The organism is Hydrogenophaga defluvii (genome assembly GCF_042665235.1).
In the GTDB taxonomy this organism is placed as follows: Bacteria; Pseudomonadota; Gammaproteobacteria; order Burkholderiales; family Burkholderiaceae_C; genus Hydrogenophaga; species Hydrogenophaga defluvii_A.
Window position 1 is genome coordinate 36,568 of record NZ_JBHTBZ010000046.1, and the last position, 13,108, is coordinate 49,675.

The following is a 13,108-nucleotide window of genomic DNA, read 5'->3' on the forward strand; positions in this document are numbered from 1 at the left end:
AACCAACGCCCCATGAAAATCGCATTCGCCGGCACGCCGGAATTTGCCGCCGTGGCCCTGCAGCGCTTGCTGGAAGCCGGCCACGAAGTCCCACTGGTGCTGACGCAGCCCGACCGCCCGGCTGGCCGTGGCATGAAGCTGCAGGCATCGGCCGTGAAACTGCTGGCACTGGACCATGGCCTGCAAGTGGCCCAACCGCGCAGCCTGCGCCTGGACGGTAAATACCCCGACGACGCCCAGGCCGCACAGTGGCTGTTGCGCGACGCCGGCCTGGACGCCATGGTGGTGGCCGCCTACGGGCTCATCTTGCCCCAATGGGTGCTGGACACCCCGGCCAAAGGCTGCCTGAACATCCACGCCTCGCTGCTGCCGCGTTGGCGGGGTGCGGCGCCCATCCACCGCGCCATCGAAGCCGGTGACGCCGAGACCGGCGTCACCATCATGCAAATGGACGCTGGCCTGGACACCGGCGACATGCTGCTGATGGAAACCCTGCCCATCGCCGCCGACGACAACACGGCCCGCCTGCACGACAAGCTCGCGGCGCTGGGTGGCCGCCTGATCGTGGACGCGCTGGCGCGCCTGGAGCAGCTGAGGCGCACGTCCCAGCCCGCCGAAGGCGTGACCTACGCCCACAAGATCGAGAAACACGAGGCCTTGATCGACTGGTCCTTGCCGGCCGAGGTGCTGGCGCGCCGGGTGCGCGCCTTCGACCCGTTTCCGGGCGCGCTCACCCACCAAGGCCAAGAAAACCTCAAGATCTGGGCGGCCTTCGCTGAACCCGGCGCATCCGACGCCCCCCCAGGCACCGTGCTCGAAGCCAGCGCACAAGGGGTGCGTGTGGCCACCGGCCAGGGTGTGCTGCGGCTGACGGAACTGCAGCGTGCGGGCGGCAAACGCCTGCCCGCCACCGCCTTCCTGCAAGGGGCCGACCTGCACCCTGGCCAACGCCTGGGCGCCACCGGGCCCGACCATGTTTCTTAAGCGCATCTACCGCGAGCACCCCGAGTACCGGCTGGGGCTGCAACACCAGGCCACGGTGGCCATGGGCATCGCCGCCTGGGGGCTGATGACAGGGGTGGCCATGGTCAAGTCGGGCCTGAGCCCGCTGGAGGCCTCGCTGATGACGCTGCTGGTCTACGCCGGCAGCGCGCAGCTCGCCGCCATCCCGTTGCTGGGCGCCGGTGCGCCCATCTGGGTGATCCTGGCCACCGCCTTCTGCGTCAACCTGCGCTTCATCGTGTTTTCGGTCCACCTGCGCCCACACATGATGCACCTGCCCCGCTGGGAGCGCCTGGTCACGGGCTACCTTACCGGTGACCTGACCTACGTGTACTTTGCCAGGCGCTACCCCCACGCCCCGCAGAACGAAGCGCAGCAGCTGGCACAACACGCCTACCTGGCCGGCAACTGCGCCATCAACTACGGTGCGTGGATGGTGTTCAGCCTGCTGGGTGTGGCGCTGGCCAACGCCATTCCGACGGCATGGGGATTGGGCTTTGCCGGCATCCTGGCCCTGTTGGGTGTGGGCTGTTCGCTGGTCACGTCCCGGCTGCGCGCGGTGTCGGCCGGTGTGGCGGCCAGCGCGGCGGTGGTGGCCTATGCCCTGCCGCTCAAACTCAACATCCTGGTCGCCATCGCCAGTGCGGTGGCCATCTGCCTGGTGCTGGAGGCCACGGGCAAAACCGGCCCGCATGAGGAGGCCCGCCATGTTTGACATCACCTGGACCTCGCTGATGAGCATCATCGGCATGGCGGTGATCACCGTGGTCACCCGCTCGCTGTTCTTCATTTCCGACCGCCCCTGGACCCTGCCCGCCTGGGCGCAACGTGGCCTGCGCTATGCGCCGGTGGCGGCGCTGTCGGCCGTGGTGGCGCCCGAGGTGCTGACCACACAAGGGGTTTGGGTGAGCACCTGGCAAGACGCCCGGCTGTACGCGGCCGCGGTGGGCGCGGCCTGGTTCTTCTGGCGCGGCGGGGTGCTGGGCACCATCGTCAGTGGCATGGCGGTCTACCTGCCGCTGCACATCGGGCTGGGCTGGTAAGCCTGTTCGCGCACCGCCGCAACGCGGTGCACCGCCCACCACACGGCAGCGTTGGCGGCATAACAAATCACCATGGTCCACAGGGTGTGGCTGGGGTAGTGGGCGCCACGCGCCGTCTGCACTGCGCCCAACGCCGCGCCGGCCAACAACAGCGCCACCAGCAGCAGCGCCCCCGTCCGGCCGGGGCCGCGCCGGCCACTCAGCCAAGGCAGCGCCACGCCCACAAAGGCCAGCGCCGACGAGGCATGCCCACCCGGGAAACAGTGTGCCCCGCCGCCATCGGCCAGCCCCAGCACCCAGTGCGACACGTACTGTGCCGGTCCGCCGAATTCGGCCAAGTCCCAAGGGCAACTGGTCAGGCTGGCGCGTTTGATCACGTTTACTACCAGCAAAGCCGCGAGCACGCCCAGGCCCACAGACAGCCGCTCGCGGCCCGACCAGCCGCGCACCGGCCCACGGCCCAGCGCCAACACCACCAAGCCGATCAGCAAAACGGCCACCAGCAGCCGGCGCACGCCATCGTGGGCATAGCGTTCCAGCCAAGGGTGGTGGCGCAAGGCGAAGCCGCTGGCATCGCCCCACCAGTGCATCACGGCCATGTCCTGTCCGCCCAGATCCCACAGCAACGCAGCCACCAACAGCAGCCCACCGGCACGCACCGCGGGCACAGACAAAAAGGAATTCCAACGCATGCGCGGATTGCAAGCGACCGCGATTAAGCCGGGCTTAACCCAGGCAGGCTCGAATACCGGGTGACTACACTGACACCCTACAACGCCTACCCTTTGCCCCTATGCGCGTGCTGATTGTGGAAGACGATGCCGGCATTGCCGGCGGCCTGGTGGCCATGCTCAAAGGCGTGGGCTATGCGGTGGACCACTGCGCCACGCTGGCCCACGCGTGGTCGGCACTGCAGACCGAGGCCTTTGACCTGATGCTGCTGGACCTGGGCCTGCCCGATGGCGACGGCGGCGACCTGCTGCAACGCCTGCGCCGCCAACCCGCCGCCACGCCTGGGCAGGTGCGCCTGCCCCACCCCGACCTGCCGGTGCTGATCATGACGGCCCGCGACGCCGTGCCCGACCGCATTGCCGGCCTGGACCAAGGGGCCGACGACTACCTGGTCAAACCCTTCGACGCCGATGAACTGCTGGCCCGCATGCGCGTGGCCCTTAGGCGAAGCGCCGGCCGCGCCAACCCGCTCATCCACATCGGCGAGGTGGCCATCGACCCCGCCACGCGGCACGTGACGCGCGCCGGCCAGCCGGTGGAACTGCGCACCAAGGAGTGGGCGGTGCTGATGACCCTGTGGCAGGCACGTGGCCAGGTGCTCAGCCGCGACCGGCTGGAGCAATCGCTCTACGGTTTCGACGAAGGGCTGGAGAGCAACGCGCTGGAGGTCCACATCCACCACCTGCGGCGCAAGCTGGGCGACGGCATCGTCAAAACCGTGCGCGGCGTCGGCTACTTCATGCCCAAGGACGTGGCATGACGTCGCGCCCCCAAAGCCTGTGGCTTCGCCTGTGGTGGTGGGTGCTGGGCACCACCACCGCCGTGTGGCTCACCCTCGCGGGCGTGGCCTTCTACACCGGCTACCACGAGGCCGAGGAAATCGCCGAAGGGCAGCTGAAATCGGTGGCCAGCCACTGGCTGGCGCTGCCGGCGGCACAGTGGCCCGAAGCCGCGTCTGCCACCCCTGTGCGAGACGCCACCGCCCTGACCCGACGCAAAGAGGCCTACACCAGCGAATGGGCCGTGCTGCTCTGGAGCGGCCCCAACCTGCGCCTGGACAGCCACGGGCTGCAGCCTCAGCTGCCCACCGACCTGCGCGCCGGCCTGCACCGCCTGCGCCTGCCCGGCCTGCCCGGCGAATGGCGCATGTGGGTGCAGGACGCGACCGATCACGGCACGCCGCGCCGTGCGGTGGTGCTGGTGCCCACCCAAGCACACGCGGCGCTCGGCCGCGACATCGCTGAACACATCGTGCGCCCCGCCCTGGTGTTGCTGCCACTGGTGGCGCTGCTGCTGGCCTGGGCCCTCAAGCGAGGCCTCAGCCCTTTGCGCCGGCTGGCGGGCCAGGTGGCAGCGCTCGATCTGCACAGCGGCAACCACCTTCCCGATGAACGCCGTTTTGTGGAACTCCAGGGCACGGTGCACGCCATCAACACCCTGGTGCAGAACCTGCAAGACCAGGTGCGGCGCGAGCGCGGTTTTGCGGCCGACGTGGCACACGAGTTGCGCACGCCACTGACCGCACTGGTCTGGCAAGCCCAGCTGGCACGCAGCAGCGGCGACGCCACCGAACGTGCGCAAGCGCTGACACAAGTGGAACGCGACGCCCTGCGCGCCGGCCGCATCCTGTCGCAGTTGCTGGAACTGGCGCGAGCCCAGGGCCTCAACCGGCAAGGCATGGTGTCGGTGGGACTGGCCGACCTGGCCTCCACCGTGATCGCCGACCACGCCCAGGCCGCGTTTGAAGGTGGGCGCGAGCTGGGCCTGCAAGACGATGCACCGGGCCAACAAACCCACGGCCACCCGCTGATGCTGGAGCTGGCGCTGCGCAACCTGGTGGACAACGCCCTGCGCCACACGCCGCGCGGCACCCAGGTGCTGGTGCGCACCTGGCGCAGCGCCAACGCCTACGGCATCGACGTGCTCGACGACGGGGGTGGTCCCACAAACGCATCCACCCCGGCACAGCCTGGCCACAACCTCGGCATTGGCCTGACCCTGGTGCGGCGCATCGCCACCGAACACGGTGCCGAGTTGCAGCCCGCACCACCCACCGCCGAGTGGTCACACGGCTGGCGCATCACCTGGCCGACCCAGGCGGCAAACGGTTAAGGGAAGGTTAATTTGAGCGCCAGACACTGCGCTCATGACCCCCGTATCGCCCTCCGCGCACCCGCCCACCCGCCCGGCACGCCACCCCCTGTGGCTCAGTGGCGCCCTGGCGCTGTGGCTGGCCACCTTGGGCAACCTGCCGCTGTGGCGCGCGCTGTGGGCACTGCCCGATCTGGCCGGCTGGCGGGGTGGGCTGTTCATCGCCGGCACCGCCCTGTTCGTCGCCGCCGCCCTGTGGCTGGTGCTGGCCCCGCTGAGCTGGCCGCGCCTGACCAAGCCCCTTGCCCTGTTGTGCCTGGCCACCGCCGCCAGCAGCAGCCACTTCATGCTGGCCTATGGGGTGGTGATCGACCCCGGCATGATGACCAACACCCTGCAGACCGACCTGCGCGAAGTGCGCGACCTGCTCTCGCCCAGCTTGTTGTGGACCTTCACCTGGGGCCTGCTGCTGCCGGGGGTCTGGCTGCTGCGCCAGCCGGTGGCGCGCCTGCCGTGGCCACGCCAGCTCCAACACAACCTGCTGGCCTTGGGGGCCGCGCTGCTGGTGGCCGGCGGCTTGCTGGTGCTGGGGTTTCAAGACCTGGCGCCCTTGATGCGCAACCACAAGTCGCTGCGCTACATGGTCAACCCCTTCAACGCCGCCTGGTCCACCAGCCGGGCGCTGGCCGGTCCGGCCACGCTGGCGCCCCTGCAGCCCGTGGGCACCGACGCCCACCCGAGCAACCCGCGTGCACCCGCCCCGCTGCTGGTGCTGGTGCTGGGCGAAACCGCGCGCGCGGCCAACTTTGCGCTCGGTGGCTACCCACGCGACACCAACCCCGAGCTGTCGCGCCTGGCACAAGAAGGCGATCTGACCTACTTCAGCCAGGTCACATCCTGTGGCACCAGCACCCAGGCGTCGGTGCCGTGCATGTTTTCGCACCAGGGGCGCGAGGCCTTTGTGGGCAGCCAGGACCGCTTTGAGAACCTGCTGGATGTGCTGCAACACGCCGGGCTGGCCGTGTTGTGGGTGGACAACCAGTCCGGATGCAAAGGTGTGTGTGATCGCGTGCCCAGCGTGGACACCCGCGCACTGAACCTGCCCGGCCTGTGCCCGGATGGCGCGTGTTTTGACGAGGTCATGCTGCACGGCCTGGACGAACGCATCGCCGCGCTGGACCCGGTCAAACGCGCGCGCGGCGTGGTGGTGGTGTTGCACCAGATGGGCAGCCACGGGCCGGCCTACTTCAAACGCACGCCGGCCGCGCTCAAACACTTCACGCCCGAGTGCGACACCAATGCCCTGCAGAAGTGCGAGCGGCAAGCGGTGGTCAACGCCTACGACAACAGCATCCGCTACACCGACCATGTGCTGGCCCAGACCGTGGCCTGGCTCAAACAGCACACCCAACCGAGCGCCATGGTTTACGTGTCCGACCACGGCGAATCGCTGGGCGAAAACAACCTCTACCTGCACGGCCTGCCCTACGCGATGGCGCCCGACACACAAAAACACGTGCCCATGGTGACATGGGTGTCGCCGGCGCTGCGCCAGGCGCGCGGCTGGGCTCGCGATTGCCTGGCCAGCCAAGCCAAGCAGCCGCTCTCGCACGACCACCTGTTCCACAGCCTGCTGGGCCTGGCCGATGTGGACACACAGGTGCGCAGCGACGAGCACAACCTGTTTGCCCACTGCGGGGCGCACTGAATCAGGTCTTGTCGGACGCCGCAGCGGCCTGAGCCCGCTGTGCAAACTCGGCCCGCAAGGCCTTGAGTTTTTCACGCGGGTCTTCCTTGATGGTGGTCTGGTCCAGCGCCATTTCCTTGATGAAGCGGCTGGGCGTGCCGGGCACGGTTTCGCGCCCTTTCTTGCGGCGCTTGAGCCAGCTCACCGCCAGCGTGCGCTGGGCGCGGGTGATGCCCACGTACATCAAGCGGCGCTCTTCCTGCAAGCGAAGGGCCAGGGCTTCGGCGCTCAGGTCGCCATCGGCGTCGTCGAGCTTGAAGGGCAGCAAGCCTTCGTTCACGCCCACCAGCGTCACATGCGGCCACTCCAGCCCCTTGGAGGCGTGCAGGGTGGAGAGTGTCACCACGTTCTGGTCCTGTTCGCGCTCGCTCAAGGTGGAAATCAGCGCGATGGTCTGAACCACCTCCAGCATGCTCTTGCGCTCGTCGGCGATGCCCGTGCTCTCGTCCACCTCGCCACCACAACGGCCGGCCATCCAGTCGCAAAACTCCAGCACGTTGTTCCAGCGGGCGGCGGCCAGCTTTTCGCTGTCCTCGGCGTCGTACAGGTGTTTTTCGTAGCCGATGTCCTTGAGCCAGTCGTTCAAGAAGGTGCGCGCGGCCTCGTTGCCCAGGGTGTGGCGGGCGCGGTGCTCCAGCTCGTTGAGGTAACGACCAAACTCGTGCAGCCCACCAATGGCCCGCGTGGACACCGCGCTGGGCAACGAGTGCGAAAACAGCGACTCGAACAGGCTGAGTTTGTATTGGGTGGCGAAGTTGCCCAGCGCCTGCAGCGTGGTGTGGCCGATGCCGCGCTTGGGCGTGGTGACGGCGCGCATGAAAGCCGGGTCGTCGTCGTTGTTGGTGATCAGGCGCAGCCAGGCGCACAGGTCCTTGATCTCGGCGCGGTCAAAAAAGCTCTGCCCGCCTGAGACTTTGTACGGAATCTGCGCGCGGCGCAGCGCGGTCTCGAAGGGCCGCGCCTGGTGGTTGGCGCGGTAGAGGATGGCGAAGTCCTTGAACTCCTTGTGGCTGGAATTGGCGCGCAGGCTTTGGATGCGCGCCACCGCGCGCTCGGCCTCGTGGTCCTCGTGATCGGCGTCCACCACACGCACCGGTTCGCCCTCGCCCAGGTCGCTCCACAGCGTCTTGGGAAAGAGCTTGGGGTTGGGGCCGATGACGTTGTTGGCCGCGCGCAGGATGGCGCTGGTGGAGCGGTAGTTCTGCTCCAGCTTGATGACGCGCAGCTCGGGGAAGTCCTGCGGCAGGCGCTTGAGGTTGTCCAGCGTGGCGCCGCGCCAGCCGTAAATGCTCTGGTCGTCGTCGCCCACCGCCGTGAAGCGCGCACGTTCGCCCACCAGCAGCTTGAGCAGTTCGTATTGGGTGGCGTTGGTGTCCTGGTACTCGTCCACCAGCACGTGGCCCATCTGCTTCTGCCACTTCTCACGCACCTCGGCGTGATCGCGCAGCAGCTTGAGTGGCAGCGAGATCAGGTCGTCAAAGTCCACGCTCTGGTAGGCGCTCAGGCGTTCCTCGTAGCGGCCCATCAGCACCGCGATGTGGCGCTCGTTGTCGTTGGTGGCTTGCGCCAACGCCTCGGCCGCGTTCAGGCCCGCGCTTTTCCAGGCGCTGATGGCCCACTGCCACTGGCGCGCCGTGGCCGTGTCGCTGGTGGCGCCGCAGTCCTTGAGGATGCTGGTGATGTCGTCGGTGTCGAGGATGCTGAACTGCTGTTTGAGCCCCAGCACCGCGCCGTCCTGGCGCAACAGGCGCACACCCAGCGCGTGGAAGGTGCAGATCAGCACGTCCTTGGCCGGCTTGCCAATCAAGGCCTTGGCGCGCTCGCGCATCTCGGCCGCCGCCTTGTTGGTGAAGGTGATGGCCGCGATGCGCTTGGCCTCCAGCCCGGCCTGCACCAGCCTGCCGATCTTGTGCGTGATCACCCGCGTCTTGCCCGAACCGGCACCGGCCAGCACCAGGCAGGGGCCGCCCAGGTGGTTGACGGCGTCTTGTTGGGCGATGTTCAGGCCGGCGGACATGGGGCTTTGGGCAAAGCGGCCGATCATACCGACCGGGTCAGGCCAGCGCGATGATCTGGTTGAGCACGCCGCAGACCTCGGCAAAGGCTGCGTCGTGCAGGCGTTTCATCGGGTGTGGCGCCGCTTGCCGCACCCGCCAGTCAAACGACTTGGGCTGGTGGCACAAGACATAGCTGGTCAGCCCCGCCTTGGCCCCACCCGCCTGACCGGCCACCACGGCAAACGGGTTGTCGGCGTTGTAGACCGCCGTGGTCATGGGCAGACCGACCACCAGTGAGGTGCGCTCGTTGAAGACGGCGGGCGACAAGACCAGGAAGGGGTGGACGTCGCGCATTTCCCGCCCTGCCTGGGGGTTGCAGTCGATCCAGATGATGTCCTGCCGCTGCGGTACCCAGCCAGCAGACCGGGAAGCCGGTTGCGATGTGGATCGGCGCGTCACCACCGCTCGGCACCCAGCGGCTGGGTGGGCATGACCTCGCCGCCGTGGCGCTGCGGATCGAAGCGCTTGAGGCGTTCGTCCAGACTCAGGGGCGCCGTCGGCAAGGGTTCTATCACCACGCGGCCCCCCTCTACCGTGACACGCACCTGCTGATCGGCGTGCAGTTGCGCCGCGCGCGCCACACTCTGCGGCAAGCGCACCCCGAGGTTGTTGCCCCAGTGTTTGATAGACAGCACGGCTTCGGGCATGGCTAACTCCTGATGTTTAAACTGAGTATAAACATTTCGACGGAGAAAGTCAGCTTCGCGCAACTGCGACAATCCTCCGCGTGCTGCAAGTCCTCCTCGTCACCTTCCCCTTCTTCGCCCTCGTGCTGGCCGGTTACATCGCGGCTCGCCGTCGCATGTTGCCGCTGGAGGCCATCCCCGGGCTGAACGGTTTTGTGCTGTTCTTCGCCCTGCCCTGCATGTTGTTCCGCTTCGGCTCCACCACGCCGATTGCCACGCTGCTTGATGGCGCGGTGGCCGGCATCTACCTGGTGTGCGCGCTGGTCATGGTGGGGTTTGCCATTGTGATGAGCATGAACCGGCGCATCCGCTGGAACGACGCCTCGCTGGGCGCGCTGGTGGCGGCCTTTCCCAACACGGGCTTCATGGGCGTGCCGCTGATTGCCGCGCTGCTGGGATCGCAGGCGGTGGGCACGGTCATCGTCACCATCGTGGTGGACATGATCATCACCAGCTCGTTGTGTGTGGCGCTCTCGCGGCTGGACAGCCCGGGCGGCGCGGCGCAAGCGGGTAAAAACGCGCTCAAGGGCGTGGTGGCCAACCCCATGCCCTGGGCCATCATCCTGGGCGCGGTGGCCTCCGCCATCGAACTCAAACTGCCCGGTCCGGTGGAAAAAACCGTGTGGCTGCTGGCCGACGCGGCCTCGCCCGTGGCGCTGTTCACCATCGGCGCGGTGCTGGCGCGTTCGCAGATGACGTCCAACCACCCCATGCCCCTGAGCGACTACCTGCCGGTGGCGCTGATGAAGCTGCTGCTGCACCCGCTGCTGGTGCTGCTGGCGGGCCTGAGCGCCATCCAGCTGGGCGTGCCGCTGGACCCGTTCGCGCTCAAGGTGATGGTGCTGGTGGCAGCCTTGCCCAGCGCCAGCAACGTGTCGCTGCTGGCCGAACGCCTGGGCGCCGACAACGGGCGCATCGCACGCATCATCCTGGTGTCCACGGCGGCGGCCTTCCTCACGTTCTCGGGAGCGGTGTCGCTGACGCGATGAATAGCAATCAGCTATTGCTTACATGCTGACAATTGGTTTGCGCAATTTTCGGTGCCCGCCTACAGTGAGGGCTCCACCACCCACCGGAGCCCGACATGACAGCGTCAAACACCTTCTCCATGCTGTGTCTGCCGGCCGAGTGGCTGGAGCGCCTCGCCGCGCTGGCGTCTGCCAGCTGAGCCGTTTTTGTCACCCACAGGAGACCCGCGATGACACAAGCATCCTCTGAAGCCAAGTGCCCCTTCCACGCCGCAGGCGGCGCCCGTGCCACCCATGGCGCCCAGTCCAACGCCGACTGGTGGCCCAACCAGCTCAACCTGTCCATCCTGCACCAGCACCAGGCCGTGTCCAACCCCATGGACCCGGACTTTGACTACGCCGAGGCCTTCAAGAAGCTGGACTATGCGGCGCTCAAAAAAGACTTGGCTGATCTGATGACGCAGAGCCAGGACTGGTGGCCGGCCGACTACGGCCACTACGGCGGCCTGTTTATCCGCCTGGCCTGGCACGCGGCCGGTACCTACCGCACGGCAGATGGCCGGGGCGGCGCCAACACCGGCAACCAGCGTTTTGCGCCGCTCAACAGCTGGCCCGACAACGGCAACCTCGACAAAGGCCGCCGCCTGCTGTGGCCCATCAAGCAGAAATACGGCAACGCCATCTCGTGGGCCGACCTGTTCATCCTCTGCGGCAACGTGGCCATGGAGACCATGGGCTTCAAAACCTTCGGGTTTGCCGGCGGCCGCCCCGACATCTGGGCACCTGAGGAAGACATTTACTGGGGCGCCGAAATGGAATGGCTCGCCACCAGCGACAAGCCCAACAGCCGCTACAGCGGAGAGCGCGAGTTGGAAAACCCGCTGGCCGCCGTGCAGATGGGCCTGATTTACGTGAACCCGCAAGGCCCGGACGGCAACCCCGACCCCGTGCTCTCGGGCAAGGACGTGCGCGAAACCTTCGCCCGCATGGCCATGAACGATTACGAGACCGTGGCCCTGGTGGCAGGTGGCCACACCTTCGGCAAAATGCACGGCGCCGGTGACGCCGCCTTGGTGGGCCCCGAACCCGAAGGCGCGCCCATGGAAGAAATGGGCCTGGGCTGGATCAATCAACACGGCACGGGCAAGGGCGGCGACACCACCACCAGCGGTTTTGAAGGCGCCTGGAAACCCAACCCCACGCAGTGGGACATGGGCTACTTCAAGGTGCTGTTCAAGTACGAGTGGGAGCAGATGACCACCGCCGCCGGCGCCATCCAGTGGCGTGCCAAAAACGTGGCGCCCGAAGACATGGTGGTGGACGCCCACGACCCCAGCAAGAAACACCCGCCCGTGATGACCACCGCCGACCTGTCGCTGCGCTTCGACCCGGCCTACGAAAAAATCGCGCGCCACTTCTACGCCAACCCCGACGAATTTGCCGACGCCTACGCCCGCGCCTGGTTCAAGCTGACCCACCGCGACATGGGCCCCAAGGCCCGCTACCTGGGCCCCGAGGTGCCGGCCGAAGACCTGATCTGGCAAGACCCGGTGCCGGCGCCCGAGCACCCGCTGATCGACGCTCGCGACATCGCCGAGCTGAAAGACCGCATCACTGCGTCCCGCCTCAGCGTGGCCGAACTGGTGTCCACCGCCTGGGCGTCCGCGTCCACCTTCCGGGGTTCGGACATGCGGGGCGGCGCCAACGGTGCCCGCATCCAATTGGCCCCTCAAAAAGACTGGGAGGCCAACCAGCCGGCCCAGCTCGCCAAAGTGCTGGCGGTGCTGGAAGAGGTGCAGCGCGGCTTCAACGCCGCTGGTGGCAAAAAAGTGTCGCTGGCCGACCTCATCGTGCTGGCCGGCAACGTGGGCGTGGAACAAGCCGCCCTGGCCGCCGGCCACAAGGTGGACGTGCCCTTCGCCCCCGGCCGCACCGACGCGACCCAGGCACAGACCGACGCCGACTCCTTTGCCGTGCTGGAACCCGTGGCCGACGGCTTCCGCAACTACCGCAAAAAGGCGTTCAGCGTCTCGCCCGAAGAGATGCTGCTCGACAAGGCGCAACTGCTGACCCTGAGCGCGCCCGAGATGACGGTGCTGGTGGGTGGCCTGCGTGTGCTGGGCGCCAACCACGGCGGCTCGCAACACGGTGTGTTCACCCAACGCCCCGGCCAGTTGACGACCGACTTCTTCGTCAACCTGGTGGACATGGCCACCGCCTGGAAGCCCACCGGCGACAACAGCTTTGAGGGCCGCGACCGCCAAACCGGCGCTGTGAAGTGGACCGCCACCCGCGTGGACCTGGCCTTTGGCTCCAACTCGCAGTTGCGCGCCATTGCCGAGGTGTACGCGCAGAGCGACAACGGCCAGAAGTTTGTGCGCGACTTCGTGAAAGCCTGGACCAAGGTGATGAACCTGGACCGCTTCGACCTGGCCTGACATCCGGCCTGACTGCGGCCGCAACCACCGCCCACCGGCACCTGCCGCTGGGCGGTTTTTTGTGTCAGCGGCATTGACAGACGGGCACATCTGCACAAATATGCTTTCATGCGAACCACCTTGGACCTGCCCGACGAGCTGATGCGCCACCTCAAAGCCCGTGCGGCGCTGGAGGGGCGCAGCCTGCGCGACCTGGTGTTGGAACTGGTCACACGGGGTTTGCAGGCCCCAGCCGCCCAAACCACGCCCACGCCTTTGCCCGTGGTCAGGCTGGGCCGCCCTCTGCAGCTGGCGGCATCCCGACTCAACCACGCCGACCTCAGCGCCTTGGCCGAGGAGTGACG

At 67.5% G+C, this 13,108-nt stretch carries 13 protein-coding genes; 9 read left to right on the plus strand and 4 right to left on the minus strand.

Annotated elements, in window-relative coordinates:
* The first annotated feature begins 12 nt into the window (after window positions 1–12).
* Genes fmt through ACFQU0_RS15605 form a run of 3 tightly spaced genes read left to right on the plus strand, consistent with a single transcriptional unit; the run spans window position 13 to window position 2,045 of the window.
* Window positions 13–984 carry a methionyl-tRNA formyltransferase gene (fmt, locus tag ACFQU0_RS15595; protein ID WP_382202385.1) on the plus strand — a complete coding sequence of 324 codons (972 nt, stop codon included), beginning with the start codon at window positions 13–15 and terminating at the stop codon, window positions 982–984.
* Entirely contained in the window at window positions 974–1,717 is a 744-nt protein-coding gene (locus ACFQU0_RS15600; protein ID WP_382202387.1) for an AzlC family ABC transporter permease, read from the plus strand. Before fmt ends, ACFQU0_RS15600 begins: the two co-directional genes overlap by 11 nt.
* Window positions 1,710–2,045 (plus strand): AzlD domain-containing protein, encoded by a 336-nt coding sequence (locus ACFQU0_RS15605; RefSeq protein WP_382202388.1) that lies wholly within the window; start codon window positions 1,710–1,712, stop codon window positions 2,043–2,045. Before ACFQU0_RS15600 ends, ACFQU0_RS15605 begins: the two co-directional genes overlap by 8 nt.
* Here the strand turns inward: ACFQU0_RS15605 and ACFQU0_RS15610 are convergent.
* Window positions 2,012–2,713: a phosphatase PAP2 family protein gene (locus ACFQU0_RS15610; protein ID WP_382202481.1), complete on the minus strand. Its 702-nt coding sequence runs from the start codon at window positions 2,711–2,713 to the stop codon at window positions 2,012–2,014. The genes ACFQU0_RS15605 and ACFQU0_RS15610 overlap by 34 nt on opposite strands.
* A gap of 125 nt (window positions 2,714–2,838) precedes the next feature.
* Between ACFQU0_RS15610 and ACFQU0_RS15615 the strand changes: the two genes are divergently transcribed.
* Genes ACFQU0_RS15615 through ACFQU0_RS15625 form a run of 3 tightly spaced genes read left to right on the plus strand, consistent with a single transcriptional unit; the run spans window position 2,839 to window position 6,576 of the window.
* The gene (locus tag ACFQU0_RS15615) at window positions 2,839–3,537 is read left to right on the plus strand and encodes a response regulator (RefSeq protein ID WP_382202390.1); all 699 of its coding nucleotides are present in this window, start codon (window positions 2,839–2,841) and stop codon (window positions 3,535–3,537) included.
* Window positions 3,534–4,889 carry a histidine kinase dimerization/phospho-acceptor domain-containing protein gene (locus tag ACFQU0_RS15620; RefSeq protein WP_382202392.1) on the plus strand — a complete coding sequence of 452 codons (1,356 nt, stop codon included), beginning with the start codon at window positions 3,534–3,536 and terminating at the stop codon, window positions 4,887–4,889. Before ACFQU0_RS15615 ends, ACFQU0_RS15620 begins: the two co-directional genes overlap by 4 nt.
* Window positions 4,890–4,923: 34 nt before the next feature.
* Window positions 4,924–6,576 (plus strand): phosphoethanolamine transferase, encoded by a 1,653-nt coding sequence (locus tag ACFQU0_RS15625; RefSeq protein ID WP_382202394.1) that lies wholly within the window; start codon window positions 4,924–4,926, stop codon window positions 6,574–6,576.
* Window position 6,577: 1 nt separating this feature from the next.
* On the opposite strand, the gene ACFQU0_RS15630 is transcribed toward ACFQU0_RS15625, so the two are convergent.
* The 3 genes from ACFQU0_RS15630 to ACFQU0_RS15640 form a co-directional block, all read right to left on the minus strand.
* A complete protein-coding gene (locus ACFQU0_RS15630; protein ID WP_382202396.1) occupies window positions 6,578–8,632 on the minus strand; it encodes an ATP-dependent helicase in 2,055 nt (684 codons plus the stop codon).
* A 37-nt stretch (window positions 8,633–8,669) separates the two neighbouring features.
* Window positions 8,670–8,966, minus strand: coding sequence for a type II toxin-antitoxin system PemK/MazF family toxin (locus ACFQU0_RS15635; protein ID WP_382202398.1), 297 nt, complete (start codon window positions 8,964–8,966; stop codon window positions 8,670–8,672).
* A gap of 101 nt (window positions 8,967–9,067) precedes the next feature.
* Window positions 9,068–9,319, minus strand: coding sequence for an AbrB/MazE/SpoVT family DNA-binding domain-containing protein (locus tag ACFQU0_RS15640; protein ID WP_382202400.1), 252 nt, complete (start codon window positions 9,317–9,319; stop codon window positions 9,068–9,070).
* 80 nt (window positions 9,320–9,399) lie between these two features.
* Here ACFQU0_RS15640 and ACFQU0_RS15645 point away from each other — a divergent pair, with 80 nt between their 5' ends.
* From ACFQU0_RS15645 to ACFQU0_RS15655, 3 genes are all read left to right on the plus strand, one after another.
* Window positions 9,400–10,347, plus strand: a complete 948-nt coding sequence (locus ACFQU0_RS15645; RefSeq protein WP_382202402.1) for an AEC family transporter — start codon at window positions 9,400–9,402, stop codon at window positions 10,345–10,347.
* Window positions 10,348–10,556: 209 nt separating this feature from the next.
* The gene (katG, locus tag ACFQU0_RS15650) at window positions 10,557–12,764 is read left to right on the plus strand and encodes a catalase/peroxidase HPI (protein ID WP_382202404.1); all 2,208 of its coding nucleotides are present in this window, start codon (window positions 10,557–10,559) and stop codon (window positions 12,762–12,764) included.
* A 108-nt stretch (window positions 12,765–12,872) separates the two neighbouring features.
* On the plus strand, window positions 12,873–13,106 hold the full coding sequence (locus ACFQU0_RS15655; RefSeq protein ID WP_382202406.1) for a hypothetical protein: 234 nt from the start codon (window positions 12,873–12,875) through the stop codon (window positions 13,104–13,106).
* Window positions 13,107–13,108 lie beyond the last annotated feature (2 nt).

What these genes read in the sequence shown, in the direction of transcription:
- fmt (WP_382202385.1), top strand. Translation starts at nt 13, where the DNA reads ATGAAAATCGCATTCGCCGGCACGCCGGAATTTGCCGCCGTGGCCCTG.
- ACFQU0_RS15600 (WP_382202387.1), top strand. Translation starts at nt 974, where the DNA reads ATGTTTCTTAAGCGCATCTACCGCGAGCACCCCGAGTACCGGCTGGGG.
- ACFQU0_RS15605 (WP_382202388.1), top strand. Translation starts at nt 1,710, where the DNA reads ATGTTTGACATCACCTGGACCTCGCTGATGAGCATCATCGGCATGGCG.
- ACFQU0_RS15615 (WP_382202390.1), top strand. Translation starts at nt 2,839, where the DNA reads ATGCGCGTGCTGATTGTGGAAGACGATGCCGGCATTGCCGGCGGCCTG.
- ACFQU0_RS15620 (WP_382202392.1), top strand. Translation starts at nt 3,534, where the DNA reads ATGACGTCGCGCCCCCAAAGCCTGTGGCTTCGCCTGTGGTGGTGGGTG.
- ACFQU0_RS15625 (WP_382202394.1), top strand. Translation starts at nt 4,924, where the DNA reads ATGACCCCCGTATCGCCCTCCGCGCACCCGCCCACCCGCCCGGCACGC.
- ACFQU0_RS15630 (WP_382202396.1), bottom strand. Translation starts at nt 8,632, where the DNA reads ATGTCCGCCGGCCTGAACATCGCCCAACAAGACGCCGTCAACCACCTG.
- ACFQU0_RS15635 (WP_382202398.1), bottom strand. Translation starts at nt 8,966, where the DNA reads ATGCGCGACGTCCACCCCTTCCTGGTCTTGTCGCCCGCCGTCTTCAAC.
- ACFQU0_RS15640 (WP_382202400.1), bottom strand. Translation starts at nt 9,319, where the DNA reads ATGCCCGAAGCCGTGCTGTCTATCAAACACTGGGGCAACAACCTCGGG.
- katG (WP_382202404.1), top strand. Translation starts at nt 10,557, where the DNA reads ATGACACAAGCATCCTCTGAAGCCAAGTGCCCCTTCCACGCCGCAGGC.
- ACFQU0_RS15655 (WP_382202406.1), top strand. Translation starts at nt 12,873, where the DNA reads ATGCGAACCACCTTGGACCTGCCCGACGAGCTGATGCGCCACCTCAAA.